Below are 25,923 nucleotides of genomic sequence, written 5' to 3' on the forward strand. Positions count from 1 at the left end.
GCCATTATAGATGTTTGGATGGCTAAATGATTTCAACTTACTTATCAATTGCGCAGCTTGATTTACCAGAAAACCTTGTTGCTGAGCAATTATCGTATCTAGAACAATACCTAGCAGATGCAGAGTTACCAGAAGTACGCTGGCAGTATCAAATCCCTGAATTAGGTGAAGGTGGTGCCTGTAGTCTGTTTGGTTATTTACAGGATGAGCCATTCAAGCTGAGTGATTATGTCGCTAATAACGCAGAGAACACTGCTAAGCTGGCAAAACTACAACAAATTATTGATTTTGTTGTTGAAAAAACTCAGGTGGACTGGTTTGGTATTTATCAAGCGACAGCAACGGATGAAGGTAAGCAGTTATTAAAATTAGTTTACCATGGTGCCCCAAGTCGTCCTTTGTTTCCTATAACAGAGGCCTTTGCTAAAGGCAGTAACAATGTGCAAGTCGCGTTATCTAAGCGTGGCCGAGTTATTAACAATGTTGCTGATTACCTTGCCAAGGGCGGTGAATATTATACGTGTGATCCCAACGTGAAAGCAGAGACATGTTTGCCGCTACTTTCACAACAAAATGAGTGCTTAGGTATTATTGATGCTGAAGCATTTAATAATGATTTCTTTGATAAGCAAACCCTTGCTTTACTGGTGGCTTGTTGTATCAAAATTCCTCAACTCTTGGTCTAATTTAACTAGTAATTAGGCTGGGTTTTTATGTTAAGCTAGTGGCAACGCTAACCCCTATAAAAAGAGATAGTCAATGTTCTCAGAATTAAAACCATTACCAACAGACCCTATTCTTGGCCTAATGGCGGCCTTTAAACAAGACACAAATCCAAATAAAATTGATTTGGGTGTCGGTGTTTATAAGGATGAGCAAGGCAATACGCCTGTACTTAAAGCGGTTAAAAAAGCGGAAGCGTTTCGTTTAGAAAACGAAACCAGTAAATCGTACATTGGCTTGGCGGGTAACTTAGATTACTGCCAAAAAATGGAAAACTTATTACTGGGCGAGCATCCAGCACTATTAGCAAACCGTGTACGCACAGCACAAGCACCCGGTGGTACAGGTGCGCTTCGCGTTGCGGCTGAATTTATCAAGCGTTGTAACAAAGACGCGACAGTGTGGGTAACAACGCCAACATGGGCAAACCACATTAGCCTATTTGAAGCGGCTGGTTTAACAGTTAAAGAATACCCTTATTACGATTACGAGAATAAAGACCTGTTATTCGATGAGATGATCAATACCTTAAAGCAAGTGCCAAAGGGTGATGTTGTGTTATTCCATGCATGTTGTCATAACCCAAGTGGTATGGATTTAAATGCAGAACAATGGAGCACGGTTGCAGACCTTGCTGTCGAAGTTGGTTTTACACCTCTTATCGATATCGCTTACCAAGGGTTTGGTTCAAGCTTAGAAGAAGATGCTGCAGGCTTACGTAAGTTAGCAGCAGCCGTCGATGAGATGATCATTTGTTCTTCTTGCTCGAAAAACTTTGGCTTATACCGTGAGCGTATTGGTGCATGCTCTATCATCGCCAAAGATGCGGCAACGGCCGATGTGTCAAATTCTGTGCTATTAAGCGTTGTGCGTAGTATTTACTCAATGCCTCCTGCTCACGGTGCTGATATTGTAAGCACTATTTTAAGCAGCACTGAACTGACACAAATGTGGCATGATGAGCTTGATGAAATGCGTAACCGTATTAATGGTTTACGTACTCTAATTAAAGAAAGCCTCGCAGCGAAAGGTATTGCGCAAGATTTCTCATTTATTGACCGTCAAAACGGGATGTTCTCTTTCTTAGGCATCAATAAAGAGCAAATTGATCGTTTACAAAAAGACTATTCAATCTACATCGTTGGCTCTAGCCGAGTAAATGTTGCTGGTATCAGTGATACAAACATTGACTACTTTGCTAACGCAGTTGCTGATGTATGCAAATAAGACATTAATGTATGTCAAAAAAAAACCGCACGACGTGCGGTTTTTTTCTATCTGCTGTTTCGCTAATGTAGCCAGCGAATGGCACTGTTGAGCATACTGTTATAGCTATCAAGTGGTGCGCCGATACTGGCAATGAGTATTGTATCTGCTCGCTCACCTCGGTTTATATGTCCAGCAAAGCGTTCGTCGCTGAAATCTTCAGCGCCAGTGCCAAAGGGCTGTTCATCAGATGGGACAATAAAAACTGTCATTGGGCCAAAATCAGATTCAAATACTAAATGCAGGCCTTTTTTACCTTGGAAATCACAAAACGTAAGGTACGTTACTTTACCTGGTAGCTCATCTAAGTGTCCGCCGATCGTGGCAAACTTTTTGTTCACATAGGCAAGATCAATTGCCTCGTGTTTATCAAGCGATCCAATCTCATGGTATAAATGTGCAAAAGCATGTTCACCGACACTGTAGAGAGTATGTTGTTTGTTGGTGACAAAGAAAATACTTACGGCGACTAAAAACGACGCTGCTGCAGCTAAATAAAGGCGCTTAAAGGCGAATCGAGATTTTGCCTCAATAATTGTGTCAAGTGGTTGCTCAGCCGTTTGCTCTTCAGCACGCTGCTCCTCAGCGGCATAGGTGTTTTCAATAATGCGTGCGGCAAGGTTTTCGGGCACGGGTACATTTAATGCGCTGTGAATTTCAGCATCAAGTGCTCGCACATCATTAATAAATGCGTGTTTTTCTGTGTCCTGCTCGGCAAACGTTTCAAGGTCCTTATCAATCGTGCTTGGTTCGGCGAGGATGCGGCGGCGAAACTCGAGTTCATCCATTACTTTGATGCTCCTCTAAGTTGGTCATCATCACTACTTAAAGCCTCTTTAAGCTGGTTTCTGGCACGAAAAAGACGTGTCATAACGGTATTTTTATTTAAATCGAGGATCTCGGCAATCTCATCGCCAGAACACCCCATTACAACTTGTAAGAGTAATGGTTCTCGATATTCATCTGCTAACTTTCCAATCTGTCGTTGGATCACTGTTTGTTCCATTTCAGCGTCTAAGGTTGTGCTTCTTTCATCTACTAGCGTCTCGTTTTCAACGTCGGCGTAGTCAAATTGTTTACGCTCAAAACGACGGGCGTTTTCGCGCCTTAGTATGGTTAAAAGCCAGGGTTTAACCGCGTGCTGATCTTGAAGCGAATCCAAGGCACGCCAAGCTCTCAGGAAGGTTTCCTGCACTAAGTCTTCGGCAACACTTTGATCACGACACAACCAATATGCAAAGCGAAAAAGCTCACTGTGGTAGATATGAACCAGCGCTTCATATCGCTTCTGTTTTTCTGTCATAGTAATTAAGACCTGCCTATCAGAAAAAAAATTTCTGATATTATTCATTATTTTTAATAACAGCTAACCTCAAGATTAGCTGTTATTTTTCATTATTTTATTACTATTAATTGATTTTAATCGTAAAGATTTTTCAATGTCTGATTTTGCGCCGCCGATTTAGGGTGTTTTTCAGCCTGGTTAAGCTGATTAACAATCAGCACTAAATCAGGTTTTTCATGCGATGAACTATAGAGTTTTGCACGTAATTTGGCAATTTCAGTGTTTAATGATTCATCGTTTAGTGTGGCTAGCAGTGAGTCTAAAGCCCCCGTTGTTTTTCCTGTCTGGTGTTTTGCATAGCGACTTAATGCACTATAAAACGCAGTGTATTTACCTTGCTTAGCTAACTTTTTAAGCTCGGGTAATAAGGATGAAGTCGTCGCTGAAGTGTGCGTTGACTCTCCTGTTGATTGAGGGCGTTTTTTAAAATACAGCACCAGCGTCACTAACCACAGTATGTAACCGGCAACGGCAATAATTATCAGCCAAGTTGGCGTACTTAACTGAGTAACGACAGCAGGTGTGCTGTTATTTAAGCTAGGCGTGGCTGCTTGCTCTGTAGGCGCTGTAACAGCTGCTTGAGGTGGCGTGAGCGGGTTAGTGCTTGGTACGACGGTAATCGAGCGTGCTGGGATTGTTGCATAGCTTATACGATTAATTTTAGTGTTGAACCAAGGTAGCTTGATTTCGGGCAGTGTATACGTTCCCGGGGTTTGCGGTAATAAAGCATAAGAGGCTGTTTGCTGAGAAATGACGCGGCCATCGCGAACAAGGTGATTGTTCTCTTTTTCGTCAGGGTAGCTTCTAAAACCTTGCACTTGCGGCATATCGATATCAGGAAGTTGCTCTTTAGTCACGCCCAGTGCCGTTAAAGTAATGGTCCGCGTAATCGGGGTGCCAACTTCTACAGTGTCATCTTTTGGTTGCCATTGCTCATCAAGGTTAACCAGCTCACTTGGCAACCAAGCACCAGAATAGTTATCAGGAATCGGTTTGATTTCTGCGTCAATATCTTCGCCCATCGCAGAGATTTCCATTTGGCGATAGTTTTGACGAATACGGCCATTAAACACAGGGGCTGTTATGGTGTGAATGCCACTTTTTTGTGGTTGCACTAAGTATTCACGGGTGATCACTAAATACCGTTTACCGTCAATCAGTTCATAGCTTTCTGATTGTTTGTTAATAGGGGTTAGTTCAGCATCTGCCATGACTGGTGTCGTTAGGTTACCATCGAGCAGTTCTTTGTTATTGTCTAAGTACAGTTTAACCGTGTAAACACCCGCTTCTTGTACATATAAGTTGTTTGGCTTGAGACTGGTTTTTATAAACGCATCTTTATTTTGCTCTGACGATTGGCTGCGTTTAGAAACGCTAAGTTGAATTGGTTTTGAACTTACACCTGCCACCGTAAAAGCAGGAATAGTGTAGGTGCCTTCCTTACGCGTCATGAGTTTTACAGACCAATTAGTTTGTTTACTAATTTCGCCGTTAATAATGTTTGTGCGTGAGCTCACACTGGTTGGCCCAACGACAAAGTCTTTTAATAATACAGACGTGTCGGGTTGTTCACTGTTAATCGTGTCGTCTGCAGAAATAGTGAGGATAAAAAATTCGCCCGCAAGGACGGGGTTTTTATCAACACTGGCCTGTAGTTGGGTGGCGGCCCAAAGCGGCGCTGCCGCGATTAGCAATAAACAACATAATAATCGCATTACCATGATTTTTCGGCTCCTCGTGGACGACGTTGATAGTTTCGTTTTTGTGCTTCTAACTGCATTTTATTTCTTAATAAGATAGCGGGATCATCGGGAACTTTACGCAGCAACTGATTCAGTTGCTGGGCTTTCTCTTTTTCTTCATTTGTTAGTTCAGCCGCTTGTGCCTGCATAGCTTGTTGTTCAGCTTCTTTTTTAGCTTGTTCATCACTTTGCATCGGCTCTGGCTGCGCGTCTTTTTGCTCGGGTGTTTGCTCAGGCTTTTGTTCACCAGAGTCGGATGGTTGCGCTGATTCAGATTGCATTTCAGGTTTATTTTTTTGCTCGCTATTTGACTCGCTTTGCTCACCTTTCTGATCCGATTGTTTATCTTGCTCAGAGGGTTGTTCACCTTCTTGTTGCTCGCTCTGTTCGCTGTTTTCACCTTGCTGCGAATTATCGCCTTGTTGCTTTTGCTGGTCGTCTTGCTGACCATCCTTGTTTTGTTGGTCAGAATTTTGCTGTTGATCTTGTTGTTGCTGTTGTTGATTTAATAACTGCTCAACAAGTGCTTGATTTTCTTGTGCCTCAGTAAAATCATCTTGTAACTGTTGGGCTTGCTTATAGGCATCAATGGCTTGTTCTAGCTGCCCAGCTTTAGCCAGAGCATTACCGTAGTTATAAAGGCCTGTTGCAGACTTATCTTGGCTAAAAGCATCAACCGCAGCTTGGTAATTACCTTGCTGATAAAGTGCGGCTCCTTTTAGCTGGGTGTTATCTGTATTAACGGCCTGATCAAACTGCTTTTGCTGATAAGCATCCAAAGCGCGTTGATCTTGGTTTTTAAACACTGCTGGTAACTCTGCGGCGTGTATTTGCTGTTGTGGTAGTAGCATAATAAACATAAAACCAAGCACTAGGCTGCTGCCCCGGATTAAAAAGAGTGCCAGTGGCATTAAAATCAGTAAGCCATAAATACCTGCATCGATACGCCATAACGTTTGGCTTTGTTTTTCGTCTTTGAGACGCTCTGCGTTGGCGCTGGGGGCGAAGGCTTTTATGTCTTGGTTACTGGTTTGATATAACGCAAATTTGCCTCCACTGTTACGAGCAATTGCTGTTAAGCGGCTGATATTAAGAGTGGGAATGACGATTTGCCCCTGTGAGTCTTTCAAAAAGCCGCCTTCAGGTAACTTAATGGGGGCGCCTTGTTCAGTGCCAACGCCGTAGACATTTAAGCGGTAGCTCGATTGAGCAGTAAAGCGACTAATGTCATCGTGATCGAGTTGATCAATACCATCGGTTACCAAAATAATGTCACCGTCTAAATACCCGGCTTGCTTTAGTAAATCATCGGCTTTTTCAAGGCCATCAATCACGTTTGACCCTTTGCTTGGCATAATATCTGGACTCAAACTTGGAATCAGATTCGCTAACGTGCTGGCATCATTAGTTAAAGGCGAAATAGTAAATGCTGACCCCGCATAGGCCACAAGTGCAGTATCACCCTCTTTAAATAGCTCAATCATATCAAGTGCTTTAAAACGCGCTTGTACTAATCGACTGGGGGCTATGTCGGTACTGAACATTGAGTACGACATATCCATGACGATAACGCGTGCATTTTTTGCTTGAAACACGGGCACCTGTTTTTTCTCAAAGCTTGGGCCGGCCGAAAAAACAATCGCAAGCAGGGTAAATAGCGCCACCAACCAGAGTGGTTGTTTTTGTTTGTTGTGACTTTCGCTCATAACAAATTGTGCAAGGTGCGGTGCAATTAAATCAGCTGGAGCATGCTTTTTATTTCGTACAAATAGCACGCTAAAAATAATCAATGCAGGCAGCAATAACCAAAGTAGGGTAGGGCGAATAAACTCAAAATCCATGCTTAGACCTCCCGTTTAAATTGGCGAATAAAATTAACAAGCAAGGCAAGTGCAATAATGCCCAACGCTGCAAGTAAGGGTAAATAAAACAAGGAGACTTGCGGGCGGAATGTTTGTTCATCACTGCTGATAGGCTCCAGTTTATCGAGCTCTTTATAGATTTGCTGAAGCCCTGCGACATCCTTCGCTCTAAAGTAAAGACCACCGGTTTGTTCTGCAATGCGTTTTAGTAAGCCCTCATCTAGATTACCGCCACTCATTCCGCCCATGTTAAATAAGCTAAAACCGCGTGGGTTATCGGAACCTACGCCTATGGTGTACACTTTTATTCCCTCTTCACGGGCAAGTAACAGCGCGTCATCAGGGTCAAGGTTGCCTGCAGTGTTTTGGCCATCTGTTAACAACACCACAATACGGTTACTTTCGTCTTTATTGGCAAACCGTTTTACCGACAGCCCTAAAGCATCACCAATCGCTGTGGCACGGCCAACTAACCCAATTTGCGCTTCGCTGAGCATTTGGCTTACTGTTTTTACATCGCGGGTTAGTGGGGTTTGTAAAAAGGCGGTATCACCAAATAAGATCAGTCCTAAGCGGTCGCCTTGGCGTTGCTCTATAAAGTCACTGAGTACCGCTTTTACCATGGTCAGCCGGTCAACATATTGTCCTTGATACGCCATATCTTGCTCTGTCATCGAACCTGATAAATCAACTGCCAGCATGATATCGCGGCCTTCATTTGGTAAGGTAATTGGTTCATCAAGCCATGTTGGATTGGCAATAGCGATAACCAATAGCGCCCAAATTATCCACTCGACAATCGATACCTTGCGGCCGTGGTCTTGTACGGCTTGATTATTAAGGCCTAACTTAGCAAATCCAGGGATACGCAAACGCAAGTTACCTTGTTGCTTTAGCGGCTTTAAGCGGCTTAATAACCAAGGTAAAGGTAATAAAATAAAGCACCATGGCCAGCTAAACTCAAACATTAATAGACTCCTTGAGTTTAAAGTTATTGATGGCATGGCGTAATTTTACACCCAGCTCGGCATGGTTATTGTTTGGTTGATAAAGTTGCATTAATTCATCATAGCTAAAGGTGTCGCCGCTAAGCTGTGACAAACTCTGTGACCATTGTGCCACAGGCTGAGCAGCTAATTGTTCTGTGTAGTAGTGACGTGTTAAGCGTTTTAAAATGATATGCAGCGCTTGAACGTCGTCATCTGCGAGTGTGCGACTTAGTTCAATAGCCTGTTTTTTGGCTTTTTTAAATTGGTTATTTTTATATAACTGCACCAAGCCAATAATCAAAAGCACACAGACTATTGAGATTATTAGCCACCAAATAGGCGCAAGTGGCCACCACGCAACCTCTGCGGGTGCAATGACATCATGTAAGCCATCGAGCGGATTTGTTTGCATTGTTACTTTCTCACTAATTGCAGCTCAAGCGGTGTGGCTGCACTGAATGAAATTAAACTCAGCCCCGATTTCTGTAAGCGTTTTAGTCTTTGAGTAAAAGAGTGCTCGGCTGATTTTGCGAAGCGTTCACGGAATTGTTTGTCCATTAATGGTAGGGCTAAATCTTGGCCATTAGCAGACACAGTGACGGTTTGCTTAAATGCCGGCAGCTGATGCTCAAACGGGTCACTGATATGACAACCAATTAGTTCGCAGTGTCTACTGAGCATTTCAAGCTGTTTAAAGCTTGCTTCATCAAGAGCATTAAAGTCTGAGACAATATACACAAGGCTTCCTGGCTTTGCTAAGTGATTTAATCGTTTGAGATTATCGCTGAATAAGCTGGAAGCTGTTTTGTCGATATTGTTAAGTGCGTTGCTGTGAATATCGCATAAATTATGGCAAAGCTTTAATACTGCTTTTTCACGTGATGTAGGTTTTAGCTCATGATGACTGTGTTGGTTGAACACCAAACCACCTATGCGGTCACCTCGTTGGCAGGCCGACCATGCTACCAGCGCACTGATATGCGCAGCTTGCACCGACTTTAATAATAACCGAGAGCCAAATAGCATCGAGTTTGAAAAGTCAGTAAAGACAAAAACAGGACGCTCTTTTTCTTCTTGAAACAGCTTTGTGTGGGTTTCGCCAGTACGTGCTGTTACACGCCAGTCGATAGAGCGTATATCATCACCAGCTTGGTAATGGCGCACTTCGGCAAATTCCATCCCACGCCCCTTATGAGGCGCAAGATATTGCCCTGCTAAGCTGTTTTTGATTTTTACTTTGGGCGCAAGTTCAAGCAAGCGAGCCTTAGCTTTGTAATACATCAACTCTTTGAGTGATAAATTAACGCCTTGACTATGACTTGCAGCTAACCACGCCGCTGTATCAAATTGGCTCGACATAGTTTATGGCACTGCAACCAATTCTAGGATGCGACTGATAACGTCATCCTTACTAATACCATCGGCTTGGGCTTCGTAGCTCAAAATGATGCGATGACGTAACACATTGTGAAGAACCGCTTGGATATCATCGGGGGCAACAAAGTCGCGACCTTCAAGCCATGCATGTGCACGGGCACATTTATCAAGCGCGATTGTGGCACGCGGACTGGCACCGTATTCAATCCAGCGGCCAAGTTGTTCATCAAGTTCTGATGCTTCACGGGTTGCAACAATTAATTGCACTAAGTACTTTTCAAGCGGTTCAGCAAGGTATAAGCCTAAAATTGCTTTTCGGGCGGCAAATAATTCGCTTTGGCTAATTTGCTCTGTACTCGCTTGTTTATCAGAAATTGCTTCGCCACGCGTCAGACGCAAAATATCAAGCTCATGCTCAGCGCCCGGGTAATCAATGCTTAAGTGTAATAAAAAGCGGTCTAGTTGTGCTTCTGGCAGAGGGTAAGTCCCTTCTTGCTCTAATGGGTTTTGCGTTGCCATCACCATAAACAAGTCTGACAACGGGTAAGTGTTTTTGCCAACGGTTACTTGGCGTTCTGCCATCGCTTCGAGCAATGCAGACTGCACTTTTGCAGGAGCACGGTTAATTTCATCAGCCAAAATCAGGTTATGGAATAACGGCCCTTTTTCAAAGACGAATTCGCTTGTTTGCTGACGATAGATATCGGTGCCTGTGACATCTGCTGGCAACAAGTCAGGGGTAAATTGAACCCGTTGGAAACTGCCTTCAACGCCTTTAGCTAGCGCGTTAACAGCACGCGTTTTAGCAAGTCCTGGCGGGCCCTCAACCAATAAATGACCATCCGCTAAAATAGCGATTAACAGTGCTTGAGTTAATTGAGGTTGGCCGATAATTTGCGTGTCTAAGTATGATTTTAATTGTGAAAATGCGTTAACTGCCATAATAAAAAGACTGTCCTAAAAGCGTGAGTCAAAGTTCATTTTTGTGAAGCGCCAATAAACACTATTCAGTGCCGATAAATTATCCAAGCGATACTGTGATTGGGGCGCTATCAACAAGTTATAAGGATTCAAAAGTCATAACACAAGTGTTAGACAGAAAATCCTAAAATAGTTCGTTATTTTTTAAGGATTTTTAGCCTAGCATATAAATGGTGCTATTTTTTGTAAATAGGTCGAAAAAAGCCTATGGTTGGTAACTTACTATTGGCATTCATACACGGGTTGTTTTAGAATCAGGAAAAACAAACAGGTCAGACCTGTCAGCGGGAGAGCATAAATGTCTGAGCAAAACATACTTAAAACAGCAAAGGGCGATCGTATCGCTATCGTTAGCGGCTTACGAACGCCATTCGCAAAACAAGCCACAGCATTCCATCATGTACCAGCCCTTGATATGGGCAAGTTAGTTGTCAACGAAATGCTTGAGCGCCTTAACTTCGATAAATCTGAAATTGATCAATTGGTATTTGGGCAAGTAGTGCAAATGCCAGAAGCCCCTAATATTGCCCGCGAAATAGTGCTTGGTACCGGTATGCCTGTCTCTGTTGATGCGTATTCGGTATCACGTGCGTGTGCAACAAGTTTCCAAGCAATTGCCAACGTAGCCGAGTCAATTATGGCGGGGTCTGTGCAGGTTGGTATTGCTGGCGGTGCTGATTCATCGTCTGTATTACCAATCGGTGTGAGCAAAAAATTAGCGGGCAGCTTAGTTGATTTAAACAAGGCGCGTACGTTCGGGCAGCGTTTAAAAATATTCTCTAAATTGCGTTTAAAAGACTTAATGCCGGTACCGCCTGCCGTTGCGGAATACTCTACAGGTTTATCTATGGGTCAAACAGCTGAGCAAATGGCTAAAACGCATAACATTAGCCGTGCTGACCAAGATGCACTTGCACACCGTTCACACACGCTTGCGAGCCAAGCATGGGCCGACGGTAAATTAAAAGACGAAGTGATGACGGCACACGTTGCACCGTATAAGAGCTTCATCGAGCAAGATAACAATATTCGTCATAACTCAAGTATTGAAGGTTACGCTAAATTAAAACCAGCCTTCGACCGTCAACACGGTTCAGTGACGGCGGCAAACTCAACGCCATTAACTGATGGGGCCGCTGCGGTGCTTATGATGAGCGAAAGCAAAGCAAAAGCACTGGGTTACAATATTTTAGGCTATGTCCGTAGTTTTGCGTTTTCGGCAATCGGTGTGCACGAAGACATGCTTATGGGCCCAGCCCATTCAACACCCATCGCGCTTGACCGTGCGGGCATCACATTAGCTGATTTAGATTTAATTGAAATGCACGAAGCATTTGCAGCGCAAACACTGGCAAATATGAAAATGTTTGCATCAGATAAGTTTGCCCAAGAAAAGCTGGGTCGCAGCAAAGCGATCGGCGAAATTAACATGGACAAGTTCAATGTGTTAGGTGGCTCACTTGCTTACGGTCACCCATTTGCGGCAACAGGTGCGCGCCTGATCACGCAAAGCTTACATGAACTTAATCGTCGCGGTGGCGGCCTTGCTTTAACGACTGCCTGTGCAGCGGGTGGCTTAGGTGCAGCCTTTGTATTGGAGAGTGCGTAATGACAGATTCAGTATTTAGTTTATCGGTAGGTGATGACGGTGTTGGCGTTGTGACAATTGATGTGCCGGGTGAAAAAATGAACACCCTGCGCAGTAGTTTCGCAGAAGATTTAAAAACACTCTTAAAAGACGCACAACAACAAGCTGTTAAAGGCATGGTATTTATTAGTGGTAAAAGCGATAACTTTATTGCCGGTGCCGACATTAAAATGCTTGATAGTGCAAACAGTCGTGAAGATGCATTAGCGCTGAGCGAGATGTGTCAGCAAGCGTTTTTCGATATGAAAAAACTACCATTCCCAACAGTCAGTGCCATTCATGGTGCGGCGCTTGGTGGGGGATTAGAGTTTGCATTAGCGTGTGATTATCGTGTCTGTTCAGACAGCGACATCACGAAGCTGGGTTTACCCGAAGTACAACTAGGCTTATTACCTGGGGGTGGGGGTACTCAGCGCTTACCTAAATTAGTTGGCCTGCAAAAAGCGCTCGAATGGATGCTAACAGGTAAACAAGTACGTGCAAAACAAGCGAAAAAAACAGGCTTGGTAAATGATTGTGTTCCGCACAGTGTATTACTTGAAGTTGCAAAAGAGTTTGCCCTTAAAGGGAAAGCGAAAGTAAGCAAGCCTAAATTAGACCGTTTGAGCCAATTGTTAGAGTCAAACCCGTTTGGCCGCAATATTATTTTCAAAAAAGCCCAAGAAAATGTGCTTAAGAAAACAGGCGGTCATTACCCTGCGCCTTTAGCAATTATTAAAGCCGTGCGTGCGAGTGTTGAACTTGATCAATTAAAAGCATACAAAACAGAAGCAGAAGGCTTTGCAACGCTTGTTATGAGCGACGAGTCTAAAGCGTTGCGTGGTATTTTCTTTGCAACCACTGAAATGAAAAAAGAGTGGCGTAATGATGACGCACCAGCCATTAGTAAAGCCGCAGTTCTTGGCGGCGGATTGATGGGCGCGGGTATTGCCCACGTAAGTGCTGTTAAAGCGGGTGTGCCTGTGCGTATTAAAGATGTGGCTGAAAAGGGCATTAGTAATGCAATGAACTACAGCTACAAGATTTTAGACAAAAAGCAAAAGCGCCGTATTTTATCAAAAGCCGAGCTGCAACAAACCATGAGCCGTATTACAGGCACGACAGATTACAGCGGCTTTAAACACATTGATATTGTTATTGAAGCTGTGTTTGAAGATTTGGCACTTAAGCAAGGTATGGTGGCCGATGTTGAGCGTGAGTGCCAAGACACCACGATTTTTGCAAGTAATACATCGTCATTACCGATTGCACACATTGCCGCTAATGCTGCACGCCCAGAGAATGTAATAGGATTGCACTACTTCTCACCTGTAGAAAAAATGCCATTGGTTGAAATAATTCCTCACGCTGGCACGTCTGAAGACACCATTGCGCGCGTTGTTAATTTTGCTCGTAAGCAAGGTAAAACGCCGATTGTGGTGAAAGACATGGCGGGTTTTTACGTAAACCGTATTTTAGCGCCGTATGTAAACGAAGCGGCTAATTTACTGCTTGCGGGTGAACCTATTGAGAAGATTGACCAAGCGCTTGTTGAGTTTGGTTTCCCTGTGGGTCCATTAGCTTTACTTGATGAAGTTGGCATTGATATTGGCTCTAAAATTGCGCCAATTTTAGAAAAAGAATTGGGTGAGCGTTTTAAAGCCCCTGATGCCTTTAATCGTTTAATTGATTCTAAACGTTTAGGTCGTAAAACGGGACGTGGTTTTTATCTTTACGACAAGAAAGATAAAAAAGTGGATGAGTCAGTTTACGAGTTATTGGGTGTGACTCCTTCGCCACGTCTAAATAAAAGCGAAATAGCCAAACGCTGTGTGGCACAAATGCTAAATGAAGCGGTACGTTGTTTAGATGATGGCATTATTGCCAGCCCACGTGACGGGGATATTGGGGCTATTTTTGGTATCGGCTTCCCACCGTTCTTAGGCGGCCCATTTAGCTATATGGATAAGCTAGGGGCGGCGCAAGTGAGCTCTGAAATGGCAACATTTGCAAACTATAACCCTATTTTTACGCCATGCGATACATTAAAGGCAATGGCTGAGAATAAGGGGCGTTTTTATCAAAGTGCTGAAGAGTCTGTTGTTGAACAACAGGAATCACACCTAGACCCTGTCGAAGTAACGAAAGAAGTGGTTGAAGATGAGCAAGCCTTAGAAGAGCCAAATGCTGAAACAACTAAAAGTTAAGCTGCGTAGTTAACGAGTGACTTTATACTAAAAGCCCTGTTCCTATTGAACAGGGCTTTTTTGTTGCTGTATTGGCTATAAGTTGTATTTAAAGTAGGGGAGTGATTTGCTATAACAGACTTTATTTAGCAAACGACTAATCACCATGACTCTCACCACTGCGCGATTAACTTTAAGACCTTTAAATGCCGATGACTGGCCATTATTTTATGCATTACACAACGATATTGATGTGATTGAAAAGTGCTTTGATAAACCCTCTGAAGCACACGTACGCGCTAAGTTTAATGAACGCTTAAAGCCTTGGTCACCAGGTGGCAATACGCCGTTGTGTTTGGTGATAGTCGAAACCTGCACGGGCAAAGAAGTCGGGGTGACAGGGTTTACGTCATCCACTGTGCCAAATAGCCAAGAAGTAGGCTATTTGCTACTGCCAAACTTTCATGGCCGTGGTTATGCTACTGAGTCATTAAAAGCGGTGCTTGATTATGCTATTCGCGAACACCGCGTTTGTGAATTTAAAGCCGTGGTCACTGAGGGCAATGTCGGTTCAGAAAAAGTGCTGGAGAAATGTGGTTTTCAGTTAATTGAAAAACAGCCTGATGCTTATATGATAGGGGGTATTTTGTATACCGATCATCATTTTTATTTGAATCGCACTGATCACACCCTGTGATCAGTGCTGATGTAACTAGCGAAGAGGTTAAAGGTGCATCTCAATCGCTTTTCTGTCTTTTTCAGGCATGTTTGCGACCACTAGATTAAACGAATTATCAATCATACGTTCAATCTCCCCTTGTGGTACTGTGCCATCTAAAATAACGGTATTCCATAAACGTTTATTCATGTGATAACCCGGGACCACGGAAGGGAAAATATCTCGCAATGCTTGGGCTTCATCAGGATCGCATTTTAAATTTAACCACCAAACAAGGTTACCTTCATCGTCAATTTGGCCTTCTTTTCCCTCTACGAGAGTGGCAAACATTTTATGGTTAACCTTATAAACATCGACATCTTGGCCAAATGGTTGGGTGATCATCACCAATGGCTTTTTCATTAAATATTCGTGTACTGTGTGTTGATTCATGATCCAATCCTTGAAGTCATTTTTCGTAGTTATAAACATAGCAGAATTTTTAAGTTTGGAGATATCTATTTTTATAATTTGCTGAAAACTAGGATAAATAATGCGGGTGATGGAAAACTGCAAATTTTTATTGAACAAAAGCCATTACGTGGTAAATTTCTGTCATCAAAAAACGATAGGAATACACCCATGCCTAAGGCAAGTGAAGTAAAAAAAGGCGCAGCGATTGAATACAATGGCCGTGTTTTAGTAGTAAAAGATATCCAGCGTTCTGTGCCGCAAGGTCGAGCTGGTGGTAGCTTATACCGTATGCGTTTATACGATGTTGTTACTGGCGGTAAAGTCGATGAGACGTTTAAAGACAGTGACATGTTAAAGCTTGCTGATTTGACGCGTCGTGAAGCAATGTTTTCTTATATTGATGGCGAAGAATATGTGTTCATGGACAATGAAGATTACACGCCTTACAACCTTAATAAAGACGCAATTAGCGAAGAAATTTTATTCGTTAACGAAGAAACACAAGGTGTGCATGTCATTGTGATTGATGGCGCGCCTGTTGGTATCGATTTACCTTCAAGTGTAGAACTTGTTGTTGAAGAAACTGACCCTTCGATTAAAGGTGCCTCTGCGAGTGCACGCTCGAAGCCTGCGCGTTTAACTACTGGGTTAACGATTCAAGTACCAGAGCACATTTCAACGGGCGATCGTATTCGTATTAATACTGCTGAACATAAGTTTATGGGTCGAGCAGAAAAATAATTATCAGATCATCTGTAAAAGCCGACGTTATGTCGGCTTTTTTGTTAAGTTAAAATTAGGGCTAAGTTCACTTTAAACATCAGCCTATGTTCCTTTTTTTAGGCTAAAAGGCATTGAAAAAAGACTGGAAAACGCGCATCATGGTTTACTTAACTTATTGCTTTTTAAGGTTCTGCCCTAATAAGCAAAGACGATAATAACGACTAGTAGTAGATTGCATGTTAAACCACGGATTGGAAAACAGAGAGTACATTAAACTCCCAGAAGGTGTTGATATTGCTATAACACCAGCAGGTGTTGTGGCGCGTAGTTACGCTTATATTATCGATCTTATTATTCGTGGCTTGATCCTGCTTGCCATATCAACGCTCTTTTCTTTTTTTGGAGACGCAGGCGAAGGCCTTGTTCTTATTGCCTACTTTCTTATATCTTGGGGATACAACATCCTTTTTGAAATGGAAAATGGTCAGACCCCCGGTAAAAAACGCCTCAAAATACGTGTAGTACAAGACAACGGTTTGCCAGCGAGCTTTTCGCAAATAGTGGTACGCAACTTATTACGTCCTGCAGATATGCTGCCTATTGGTTATTTTTTAGGACTCATCGTGATGATGTTTAATACGCGATTCAAACGGATCGGCGATTGGGCAGCAGGCACCTTAGTTATTTATGATGATGAGCTGCAAGAGCGCCCATTACTGCCTAAAGGTGATGTAAGCATTCCTGCGGTCAGCTTGACGACCGAAGAGCAATTAGCGGTGCTTGCTTTTGCTGAACGACACAATGAGTTATCCGCTGCCAGACACCTAGAGATTGCCACTATACTTGCTGAGCCTTTAGCCAGTAATGAAACCGATATTGAGGAGCAATTAGCCAGTTATGCCCGTTATTTTGCTGGGCAACTACACGATAATCATGACCACCCACACGTGGAGAGTCAGCAATGAAACAAACCCAATTTGTAAAATCGAACACACAAAGCTGGGATGAATTCAAAGCGTTATGTGAAATGGAACGTTCAGAGTCGTTGCCCATTCATTTTCCAAATCTGTATCGCAAGATCTGTAATGATTTAGCCATCGCTCAAAGCCGTCAATACAGCCCCATACTCGTTGAACAAATAAATCGTTTAGTGCAGTTAGGCCAAAAACGTTTGTATTTGTCTCGTAGCAATCAGTTTTCTGAGCTATGGCATGTCGCACGAACAGCGTTTCCTCGGGCTCTGTATGAAAACCGTGTGATGTTAGCTGTTAATTTGCTGGCTTTTTGGAGCTTAGCTTTAATTGCCTTTATTTGGGTAAGACTGGACCCAGATGCAGCGTATACTTTTCTAGGGCAAGGTACGTTGCTAAACATAGAAAAAATGTATGACCCAAGTGGAAGTGTGCAATCTGCTGAGCGGGGAGCATCACAAGATTTATTAATGTTTGGGGTGTATATCTACAACAATATAGGGATCGCATTTCAAATGTTTGCAGGGGGAGTGTTGTTTTGTGTAGGAGCTGCATTTTTCTTGTTATTCAACAGTTTTTATTTCGGGGCCATTGCCGCACATATTGTAAATGTTGGGTTTGAAGGACCGTTTTTCTCGTTTGTTATCACCCATGGCTCTTTTGAACTGACAGCGATTATCATTGCCTCTGCAGCAGGGTGCCGAATTGGCTACGCACTCCTTAACCCTGGCCAATTCACGCGTGCTTATGCCATAAAACAAGCCGCACAAAAAGCTTTGCCCTTAATTGTAGGGGCCTTTTTAATGCTGGTGATAGCTGCTTTCATAGAAGCGTTTTGGTCTCCGCGCGATATTGCGAATGAAATAAAATATACAGTGGGCAGTGGGTGTTGGGCGTATGTGCTGTATCGTCTCTATAAGGGAATGCGTTATGGAGCTTAATCGCCTGAGTTTTAACCCTCGTAAACGTGATGCTTACGAAACCTTTGATTTAACAGTGTTATTAGTTAAATCGCACTTTTTTTCTTTGTTTTTTATGTATTTATGCATGGCCTTACCACTATTTATAATTGTGGGCGTGTTACTTAATTGGAGCTGGAGTGCTTTTTTAATATGGTGGCTTAAACCTTTATTCGAGCGCCCGATACTCGATTACATGTCAAAAGCGGTTTTTAATCAACCGGTCTCGATTACCCACAGTTTAAAGTCGTTAAAGCAATTAAAGTTGGCAGAGATGCTAGTGCATTTAAGTGTCTTAAGGTTCAGTCCTAATCGTGCTTTCTTGGCGCCAGTTGAACAACTAGAGCAACTGTCTAAAGAGCGAAAAGCGAAGCGTAAACAGCTGTTGTTCGCTTCAACAAAACCCAAACAAACACTTTGGATGCTATTTTGTGTCCACTTTGAATTTATTTTGTTGATGGGGTTTTCTGCATTAACGATTGCATTAGTGCCGTATTCATTTACAGCTGAAGAAGCGATGTATCAGATTTTTGAGGCCCCTGAATGGTTAGAAATTGCCTTTAATGCTTTATATATAGTAAGTATTGCACTCGTTGCGCCTTTATTTGTCACGGGGGGCTTTTTAGCTTATTTACACCGTCGAGTTGAGCTTGAAGGGTGGGATATTGAGCTTGCTTTTAAAAATATTCGCGCACGTCTAAGCGGTGTATTGTGTTCACTGGCACTGCTTTTCTTATCCAGTGTTACTATTGCTCCGTCTGCCAGTTACGCCGATGAAATTGATAAACAACAGGTAAAAGAGCAAGTCACAGCGCTTTATAATGAACCTAATGTGATAGAGACAGAAACAACGTGGACGCCTATTTTTGAACCCAAAAAAGCCTCATCGAGTGACTTATCATGGTTATTTAATATTTTTGAAGCCATAGGGCAGGTTTTTGGTGTATTGGGATGGGTGTTAGTGGCGTTATTAGTCATTTGGTTAGTCTATTACTTAATGAAAAAACGCGGTTTTTTTGCCAATTTAAGCCTGCCTGAACGTGCCAGACATAAAGAAGAGCCCGTGATCCCCAGTTTGTTTGCTGAAATTAAAGCACAGGATTTACCTACAGATTTAATTGCCTCGGCATTGCGTTGTTTTAATGCAGGGCAACACCGTTTAGCGCTGGCTTATTTGTTACATTACTCGCTTAGTTGGGCGCAGCAGCAACATCAAGTGAGATTACATCGCTCAATGACTGAGCGTGAATGTAAGCGTGCGATAGATGCCAAAGTACCGACGCATATACACGATATTTTTACGCGCTTGTTTACAGCGTGGGTGAGTGTTGCTTGGGGGCACCAAACACCCGATCTTGATTTTATTGCTCTTACAGAGGAAATAAAAGCAATGACAGCCAGCAAGGAGGAAAGTACTCATGAAGCTTAAATATGTACTGATTGCTGGTTTGGTATTGCTTGGTTTTATTATTGTTGCGGGGGTTGCGTCGCTGGAGTGGGAGAAAAAAGAATTCGAAATAGGTTTTCACTCTGATGTGGCTAAAGATAATTTCACCATGGCGCAGCGATTGTTAAACGCAAATGGCATTAAATGGCTTAAAGATAAACACCTTGCTGCACATGCCGATAGCGAACAAATACGCATTGACCCACACACTATTTTAATTGTCGATGAAGCGGTGCTTGCCGATTCGTATCAATTAGATCAGCAGCTCGCTGAATGGGTGGCTGAAGGTGGGCGATTGGTGTATGTATTAAATCGACAGCGCGATGAGTTGGCACTTGATAATACATTGTTTTTTAATCAACTAGGGATCACCGTTTCAGCGAAAGACAGTGCCTTTGACTATGACTTTGCAATGCTTAAAGAAGGGTCTAAAAACAGCACCTTGGCTATAAATGAAGACACCGTGTTAGCGCTTGAACTAAGCCGTGCATTTACGATTGAACATTGCCCAGGTGTCAGCACAAACACAGAACAGGGCGATACTGTTATGTGCGACCTCGCTTTTGGGCAAGGCCGCGTTATTGTAATGCCGTCATTGGCACCATTTACAAACTATCGATTACGCCACCTTGACCATGGCAGCCTCCTACTTTGGCTTAGCAAAGGGGCTGATAAAGTGACGTATGTTCCTTATTTAACATACCCTAATTGGCTGGCAAAAATATGGCACTGGAGCTGGCAGTTTGTTGTGAGCCTTTTATTATTGGTTGTGTTTACAGTGTGGCATATCAGTAGTCGAATTGGTCGAGCCTATGCCCCTGACTTCGATATTAAAACCAGTTTTAATGCGCATATTCGTGCAGTGGCTAATTTCTACATGCAACACGGACACGAAGCGTATTTATGGACAGCGCTTCGTAAAGACTTTAATGCCAAAGTAGAGATGCGAGTCCCTAATTTTAAAATGTTAAGTGATGATAAACAGGCACAAATTATTGCTAATTTAACGCACTTCGACAAACAACAAGTGACCCAGCTGCTTGTAAGTGAATTACCCACATCACGCGAGCAACGATTAGAATATATCAAACGATTTAAACAATTAAGGAATGCATTATGAGCACGGAACTGGAAAATAAACGCATGAGCTTGATAGATGCAGCGGAGGCTGTAAAACAAGTAAAGCAAAACATTTCACGTGTCCTCGTTGGTCAAGATGCCATTGTTGAAGATGTGCTAACCGTTTTATTTGCAGGTGGTCACGTACTGCTTGAAGGTGTGCCAGGGCTTGGCAAAACGTTACTGGTTAGGGCATTGGCAAAAAGCTTAAACGTGGATTTTTCGCGCGTACAGTTTACGCCTGATTTAATGCCATCAGATGTTGTTGGTCATAGCTTATATGATATGAAGTCGGGTGAATTCAATATTAAAAAAGGACCCGCCTTTACCAATATTTTATTGGCAGACGAAATTAACCGTGCACCCGCAAAAACCCAGTCCTCATTACTTGAAGTGATGCAGGAGCAACAAATAACGATTGATGGTGAATCGCTTTCTATCGATTCTCCTTTTATGGTTTTAGCAACACAAAACCCGCTCGATCAAGAAGGGACTTACCCGTTGCCTGAAGCGGAATTAGACCGATTTATGATGAAAGTTGAATTGGGTTTTCCTACGCATGAAGCGGAAGTGGAGTTGTTAAAACTTAACACCAAAGTGATATCGAATGAATCAACGGTTGAGCAACTGCCAGCAGTACTTAATGCCGCGCGTATTAGTGAAATTAAGCAGCTATGTGCAGATAGGCTAGTTGACGAAAAAATTCTTAATTATGCTGTCGATATTGTTCGTAATTCACGAACTTGGCAAGGTGTATTGCACGGCGCAGGTTTACGAGCATCAATAAACCTGATTAAGGCTGCAAAAGTAATCGCATTGATGAATGGGCGCGATTTTGTGATCCCAGATGATGTAAAATCAGTCGCCCCTAATATTTTAAGACACCGTTTGATCTTATCGGCTGATTTAGAGTTAGAAGGGGTGTCGTACGACGAAGTTATCAATGCCATATTAGCCAGTATTGAAGCACCTCGCTCATGATTCGAATTAAGCTTAGACCTGCCAAACGCCTTGTTTTACTGCTATGTGCAGTCGTGCTGATGGTGCTTGTCTGTGCTATAGCTGAGCTTGGAAGCGTAATAATGACGGCGTTATTATTGGTGCCTGTCGTGATTACATGGATTGACTTAATGTTGTCAAAGTCGCAGCCGCTGTTATCAACAGAATTGTCGACGAGCCAAAATATGGCATTGTATCGTTGGCAGCCAGTTCAGCTTACTATCAATAACACCGCTAAGCAGCCCCAGCTTCTCGATGCTAGTCTGCATTTAAGTCAGGCCATAGAGCTTGCTGAGCCGCAACAGACGGTATTTTTAACAGCGATGCAGCAAGCACAGCTGAGCTTTAATATTCGTGCTCATAAACGCGGTGATGCTGACATAACCGCTATTGAGCTCAGAGTTGGCTCGTCTTTTGGGCTGTGGCAATCTAGCTGGTTAGTCAAGCAAGAGACTCGGTTAAAAGTGTACCCTGATTTTAGTCGTGTAACCTCAAAGCAACACCTTAATGGCGTAACCAATAAGCCAATTAATGGCTTAAAGTTAACCAAAAAGCGGGGTGAAGGTATTGAGTTTCATCAATTAAGGGAATACCGGCAAGGTGATAGTGTTAGGCAAATTGACTGGCAAGCGACCAGTAAACGTCGTAAATTAATTTCTCGTGAATACCAAGAAGAGCAGAATCAGCATGTGATTGTGATGCTTGATGCATCTAAAAAAATGGCGATTGAAGCAAACGAAGGCACTCACTTTGATCATGCATTAAATGCACTTTTATTGCTCGCTCACACCGTTTTAAAACAAGGTGACTGGTTCAGTATGCAAAGTTTCAATCAAGCCTTGCGTTGGTTACCAGATGTTAAAGGGGCGCAGAATGTCTCGCGGGTGATGAATCATTTTTATGATTTATACCCCGATAATAGCAGCAGTGACTATTTAGTCGCGGTTAATCAACTTATTGCTAAGCGAACTAAACGCTCTTTGGTGCTCTTGGTGACAACGTTAGATGAGCAGAGTATTGATGAATTGCTCCCAGCCATAAAAATGCTGCAAAAGCACCACCTTGTAGCGCTTATCAATATAAATAACCGTGCAGTGGCTGAGGTACTCGATGAGCCAATCGAGAAGTATGAAGATGCAACTAGTTATTGTGCGGCACTTGCTTTACTTAATGCACACAAAGCCAATATGGCAAAGCTTAAAAAGCAAGGTGTCATCGCTATTGATTGTAAGCCTACGCAACTACTGCCACATGTGTTGAATACGTATTTAAATGTGAAGCACTCAGGTGCTCTCTAGCAGGTAATAAAAAAGGCATTGAATTCAATGCCTTTTTTACGTTTGTAACGATTATTTTTGCTTGTCTATTGCTTCGTTGATTTTATATTGAAAGTAAATCACGTTGAAGAAAAAGGTTAAAATACCATTTAGTTTGACAGGCTCATCACTGCTTTCGTTGATTAACTCAGTTAAAGAAGTACGCAGTGAAAAGATAAGAATGATCGCGACAACAAAAGAAATAAGCGACACAACCCCCCCAAGTTCGGGGCTAACTCCCGCAATCGATAAAATAATATTCACCGCGTATAAACCAACATAGCCGTAAATTATACCTTGGCTAACTTGATGTTTAGCGAGTGAATTTGCAAGATTTGTGCGATTTACTAGCCAATAAACACTGTAAATGCCCAGTGTAAAAACACTTAAAAAGAACACGCCCCACGCAGAGAAACGGTCAAAGTTTAAGATTGGTTTATTACCACTGCTGTTTGCATCTGTTAGGGTAGCTTCGGGCGCTTGGTATAGATTGCTGGTTTCATTAGACATAATATATCCTCATATTTTATTGTTTTTTCCTTAGGTGCCACAGGCACGTTCCTATATTATATCCTCGACTTTATTCTGTATATCATTTCACGCATTTTTTAACGCTTTGCAATTGATAGTAATAGAATATAACCCGTCTTTATAGTGGCTATTACAGCTTCATGGTTTAAACCTGTGCTTAAATTATATACACTGCGCGCTGTTTTTAATGAGGTGCTGTGTGCTGCTAATTCTACTGAGTTGTTTATTTGTATTGGTGATGTATTTAGAGTCGCTTTCGAAGGGAATGCCTGTAAAACGTTGGATGTTTTTAGGGGGCGTGCTTGGGCCCATTGCTTGGTGTTTGTTTAATGTGCACTACCGCCGTGCTTTTGTTCGCCATGTTGGCCGTCAGGCATGTGGTTGGCGCCCTTAATTAACGTTTACACTCCTGATTAAACTTGGAGCTGACTTAGTGAGTTGGCTTTTCAAAAATGCGGTAAATTCAGGGTGTGACAATGGTTTTGAGTAATAATAACCTTGCACCGTTTGACACTTTAATTCTTTTAACATCTCTACTTGTTTAGCTTGTTCAACCCCTTCGGCAACAACATGTAACTCTAGGTTGTGTGCGATGGTAACGATTGAGTCAACCATGTTCCGGCCTCGCTCAGTTTGCATATCATCAATAAATGCTTTATCAACTTTAAGCGTGTTTAGTGGAAACTGTTTTAGATAGGCGAGGGATGAATAACCGGTGCCAAAGTCATCCATCGCTAAGTGAATGCCTCTAGCGCTTAACGAGCGCATGACTGCAATGGCTTCTTGCGGGTCATCCATTACGGTGCCTTCGGTAATTTCGAGTTCGAGAAAATAAGAGGGCAACTCGTTCTTTTGTAATATTAAATCAATGCGAGTGGTTAAGTCGGGTAAACTAAACTGCTTTGCGGATAAGTTCACCGCCACACGGCCATTAAAGAGGCCTTGATCTATCCAGTTTTTCACATCGCGACAGGCTTTATTTAAGACCACTTCACCAATTTCAATAATTTGCCCTGTTTCTTCGGCAATCGGAATAAAGACGCCTGGGCTTATAATCCCCTTTTTAGGAGTGATAAAGCGGACGAGTGCTTCCATGCCATCGAGTTTACCGGTGTGAATATTCATTTTCGGTTGGTAATAGACTTCGAAATGATCCTCTTTTAATCCGTAGCGCATTAAGTTTTCAATTTGCAAGCGCTTTACCGCCTCACGGTTCATTGTGTCATTGAAGAATAAGTAGCTGTTGCCTTTTTTCTTTGCGTGATACATCGCAGTATCGGCATTTTTTAGCAATAGCTCGGGGGTATTACCGTCTTCTGGAAACAGCACGATTCCGACACTTGAGGTAATTACCAGCTCATGGCCTGCCATATTAAAAGGGGTGGCAATTGCGGCTAAAAATAGTTTAGCCATGCGTGTGATGGTATGAATGTCGTTAGTGCCCGACATAACCAGTGCAAATTCATCACCACCCAAACGATAAAACACATCTTTCTCGCGAGTGAGTTTATTTAAACGCATTGCCAGTTTGGCTAGGAGACTGTCACCTAGTTGATGACCTAATGAGTCATTAATTTTTTTAAAGTTGTCTAGGTCAAACACTAAAAGAGCATGGTGATTGTCTTGCTTTGCGAGTTTTTTTAAATTGGTGAAAAATAAGTTTCGGTTAGGCAAACCGGTTGTCCGGTCTCTGTTTGATAGGTTATGTAATTGAGACTCCGCTTTTTTACGCTCGGTTTGATCAGAATAAACAACCACGTAATTACAAATTTGATTATGCTCATTTTTAATTTCATCAATTGAAATTTCAATGGGTAATAATTGACGTTGAGCATTTTTAAGTTTGACTTCTTGTTGCCAATGTTCGGTGGCTTTTACGGTGGCTTTAATTTCGTCGACATAACTTTGGTCGTAGCCAAGCAGTGCAAAATCTTTCTTTAAATACTGTTCACGGCTGCCGCCAAACAGAGTTAAAAAGCTCGGGTTTAAATCAACAAGCTTAAAGTTTTTGTCGTAGATAGCAATTGCATCAGTCAGCGATTCAACACATTTAGCAAATAGGTTTAAACGGGCTTCTGTTGATTTTAGCTGTGAAATATCTCTGACAGTGCCTGTCATTCGTAAGGGGTTTAGGTTGGTATCTTTTTCGATAATTTTTCCACGGTCTAATACCCAGTGCCAGCGATCAAAACTATCTTTAATTCGGTAACTAGCCTCGAAAAATGCAGTGTGTTCTGCAAAATGTCTTTTGAGTGCATTTTCAACGTGTGGTAAATCATGTGGGTGAATAAGGTCTCGATTAGGAGGGAAGCCGTTGGCGTTATTCGTATCTGTGGTGTATTTATCGTTGATACGTATTACTTCGCCCGTTTTTATGTTCCAGTCCCATAGGGTATCACCACTGCCTTCTACGGTACTTTTTAGTCGATGTTCAGAGATTCGCAGCTGATGTCGAGAACGCTTTAGTTTGTAAATGACAAATAGCAAATATGGCAGCAAGAGCATCATAATAGTGCTTGGGATCAGCAACAGTGTACTTTGCTCAAGCTCTATCGGGCTTGCAGAAGCAGAAAAAACATCCGCCATACTCATTATTAAAAAAGTAGAAATCATTTTTATTATTTTTAT

Annotated in this window: 24 protein-coding genes; 13 read left to right on the forward strand and 11 right to left on the reverse strand. The window is 42.5% G+C overall.

The window, feature by feature from the left end; translation table 11 throughout:
• The first annotated feature begins 26 nt into the window (after nt 1–26).
• Together H3302_RS04690 and H3302_RS04695 are read left to right on the forward strand one after the other, a co-directional pair.
• Nucleotides 27–686 (forward strand): GAF domain-containing protein, encoded by a 660-nt coding sequence (locus H3302_RS04690; protein ID WP_074988666.1) that lies wholly within the window; start codon nt 27–29, stop codon nt 684–686.
• A 73-nt stretch (nt 687–759) separates the two neighbouring features.
• Complete coding sequence (locus H3302_RS04695; RefSeq protein ID WP_036969996.1) at nt 760–1,950, forward strand: amino acid aminotransferase; 1,191 nt, start codon at nt 760–762, stop codon at nt 1,948–1,950.
• A gap of 62 nt (nt 1,951–2,012) precedes the next feature.
• Here H3302_RS04695 and H3302_RS04700 read toward each other — a convergent pair whose 3' ends face one another.
• From H3302_RS04700 to H3302_RS04735, 8 genes are all read right to left on the reverse strand, one after another.
• Nucleotides 2,013–2,777, reverse strand: a complete 765-nt coding sequence (locus H3302_RS04700) for a DUF3379 family protein (RefSeq protein ID WP_182396193.1) — start codon at nt 2,775–2,777, stop codon at nt 2,013–2,015.
• Nucleotides 2,777–3,292: a sigma-70 family RNA polymerase sigma factor gene (locus tag H3302_RS04705; protein WP_036969992.1), complete on the reverse strand. Its 516-nt coding sequence runs from the start codon at nt 3,290–3,292 to the stop codon at nt 2,777–2,779. The genes H3302_RS04700 and H3302_RS04705 overlap by 1 nt, the downstream gene beginning before the upstream one ends.
• A gap of 116 nt (nt 3,293–3,408) precedes the next feature.
• The gene (locus H3302_RS04710) at nt 3,409–5,055 is read right to left on the reverse strand and encodes a BatD family protein (RefSeq protein ID WP_075593879.1); all 1,647 of its coding nucleotides are present in this window, start codon (nt 5,053–5,055) and stop codon (nt 3,409–3,411) included.
• Entirely contained in the window at nt 5,049–6,917 is a 1,869-nt protein-coding gene (locus tag H3302_RS04715) for a VWA domain-containing protein (RefSeq protein ID WP_182396194.1), read from the reverse strand. The genes H3302_RS04710 and H3302_RS04715 overlap by 7 nt, the downstream gene beginning before the upstream one ends.
• 2 nt (nt 6,918–6,919) lie before the next feature.
• Entirely contained in the window at nt 6,920–7,906 is a 987-nt protein-coding gene (locus H3302_RS04720) for a VWA domain-containing protein (protein ID WP_036969987.1), read from the reverse strand.
• Nucleotides 7,899–8,339: a DUF4381 domain-containing protein gene (locus tag H3302_RS04725; RefSeq protein WP_036969985.1), complete on the reverse strand. Its 441-nt coding sequence runs from the start codon at nt 8,337–8,339 to the stop codon at nt 7,899–7,901. The genes H3302_RS04720 and H3302_RS04725 overlap by 8 nt, the downstream gene beginning before the upstream one ends.
• A gap of 2 nt (nt 8,340–8,341) precedes the next feature.
• On the reverse strand, nt 8,342–9,286 hold the full coding sequence (locus H3302_RS04730) for a DUF58 domain-containing protein (RefSeq protein WP_036969983.1): 945 nt from the start codon (nt 9,284–9,286) through the stop codon (nt 8,342–8,344).
• A 3-nt stretch (nt 9,287–9,289) separates the two neighbouring features.
• Entirely contained in the window at nt 9,290–10,246 is a 957-nt protein-coding gene (locus H3302_RS04735) for a MoxR family ATPase (RefSeq protein WP_036969980.1), read from the reverse strand.
• Between the two features lie 337 nt (nt 10,247–10,583).
• Between H3302_RS04735 and fadI the strand changes: the two genes are divergently transcribed.
• The 3 genes from fadI (at nt 10,584) to H3302_RS04750 (ending at nt 14,795) form a co-directional block, all read left to right on the forward strand.
• A complete protein-coding gene (gene fadI, locus H3302_RS04740) occupies nt 10,584–11,894 on the forward strand; it encodes an acetyl-CoA C-acyltransferase FadI (protein WP_036969977.1) in 1,311 nt (436 codons plus the stop codon).
• Nucleotides 11,894–14,119, forward strand: coding sequence for a fatty acid oxidation complex subunit alpha FadJ (gene fadJ, locus H3302_RS04745; RefSeq protein WP_180311435.1), 2,226 nt, complete (start codon nt 11,894–11,896; stop codon nt 14,117–14,119). The genes fadI and fadJ overlap by 1 nt, the downstream gene beginning before the upstream one ends.
• Nucleotides 14,120–14,264: 145 nt before the next feature.
• On the forward strand, nt 14,265–14,795 hold the full coding sequence (locus H3302_RS04750; RefSeq protein ID WP_036969973.1) for a GNAT family N-acetyltransferase: 531 nt from the start codon (nt 14,265–14,267) through the stop codon (nt 14,793–14,795).
• A 27-nt stretch (nt 14,796–14,822) separates the two neighbouring features.
• Here the strand turns inward: H3302_RS04750 and H3302_RS04755 are convergent, their stop codons facing one another.
• Nucleotides 14,823–15,209 (reverse strand): MmcQ/YjbR family DNA-binding protein, encoded by a 387-nt coding sequence (locus H3302_RS04755; protein WP_118844102.1) that lies wholly within the window; start codon nt 15,207–15,209, stop codon nt 14,823–14,825.
• Nucleotides 15,210–15,398: 189 nt separating this feature from the next.
• Between H3302_RS04755 and yeiP the strand changes: the two genes are divergently transcribed.
• The 7 genes from yeiP to H3302_RS04790 all read left to right on the forward strand — a co-directional run bounded on the left by yeiP (nt 15,399) and on the right by H3302_RS04790 (nt 22,746).
• On the forward strand, nt 15,399–15,971 hold the full coding sequence (gene yeiP / locus H3302_RS04760) for an elongation factor P-like protein YeiP (RefSeq protein WP_036969970.1): 573 nt from the start codon (nt 15,399–15,401) through the stop codon (nt 15,969–15,971).
• A 218-nt stretch (nt 15,972–16,189) separates the two neighbouring features.
• The gene (locus H3302_RS04765; RefSeq protein ID WP_180311436.1) at nt 16,190–16,918 is read left to right on the forward strand and encodes an RDD family protein; all 729 of its coding nucleotides are present in this window, start codon (nt 16,190–16,192) and stop codon (nt 16,916–16,918) included.
• The gene (locus H3302_RS04770; protein WP_180311437.1) at nt 16,915–17,865 is read left to right on the forward strand and encodes a stage II sporulation protein M; all 951 of its coding nucleotides are present in this window, start codon (nt 16,915–16,917) and stop codon (nt 17,863–17,865) included. The genes H3302_RS04765 and H3302_RS04770 overlap by 4 nt, the downstream gene beginning before the upstream one ends.
• Nucleotides 17,855–19,312, forward strand: coding sequence for a hypothetical protein (locus H3302_RS04775; RefSeq protein ID WP_182396195.1), 1,458 nt, complete (start codon nt 17,855–17,857; stop codon nt 19,310–19,312). Before H3302_RS04770 ends, H3302_RS04775 begins: the two co-directional genes overlap by 11 nt.
• Entirely contained in the window at nt 19,302–20,450 is a 1,149-nt protein-coding gene (locus H3302_RS04780) for a DUF4350 domain-containing protein (protein ID WP_182396196.1), read from the forward strand. Before H3302_RS04775 ends, H3302_RS04780 begins: the two co-directional genes overlap by 11 nt.
• Nucleotides 20,447–21,430 (forward strand): MoxR family ATPase, encoded by a 984-nt coding sequence (locus H3302_RS04785; protein ID WP_182396197.1) that lies wholly within the window; start codon nt 20,447–20,449, stop codon nt 21,428–21,430. Before H3302_RS04780 ends, H3302_RS04785 begins: the two co-directional genes overlap by 4 nt.
• Nucleotides 21,427–22,746: a DUF58 domain-containing protein gene (locus tag H3302_RS04790; protein ID WP_182396198.1), complete on the forward strand. Its 1,320-nt coding sequence runs from the start codon at nt 21,427–21,429 to the stop codon at nt 22,744–22,746. Before H3302_RS04785 ends, H3302_RS04790 begins: the two co-directional genes overlap by 4 nt.
• A 51-nt stretch (nt 22,747–22,797) precedes the next feature.
• On the opposite strand, the gene H3302_RS04795 is transcribed toward H3302_RS04790, so the two are convergent.
• The gene (locus H3302_RS04795) at nt 22,798–23,274 is read right to left on the reverse strand and encodes a DUF4234 domain-containing protein (protein WP_036969958.1); all 477 of its coding nucleotides are present in this window, start codon (nt 23,272–23,274) and stop codon (nt 22,798–22,800) included.
• A 220-nt stretch (nt 23,275–23,494) separates the two neighbouring features.
• Here H3302_RS04795 and H3302_RS04800 point away from each other — a divergent pair, with 220 nt between their 5' ends.
• On the forward strand, nt 23,495–23,689 hold the full coding sequence (locus tag H3302_RS04800) for a hypothetical protein (protein ID WP_036969956.1): 195 nt from the start codon (nt 23,495–23,497) through the stop codon (nt 23,687–23,689).
• Here the strand turns inward: H3302_RS04800 and H3302_RS04805 are convergent.
• Entirely contained in the window at nt 23,686–25,803 is a 2,118-nt protein-coding gene (locus tag H3302_RS04805; RefSeq protein WP_371915642.1) for a putative bifunctional diguanylate cyclase/phosphodiesterase, read from the reverse strand. The two genes, H3302_RS04800 and H3302_RS04805, sit on opposite strands and share 4 nt — an antisense overlap.
• Between the last annotated feature and the right edge of the window lie 120 nt (nt 25,804–25,923).

The sequence above is a fragment of the Pseudoalteromonas sp. MT33b genome, from assembly GCF_014117385.1.
Taxonomy (GTDB): domain Bacteria; phylum Pseudomonadota; class Gammaproteobacteria; order Enterobacterales; family Alteromonadaceae; genus Pseudoalteromonas; species Pseudoalteromonas lipolytica.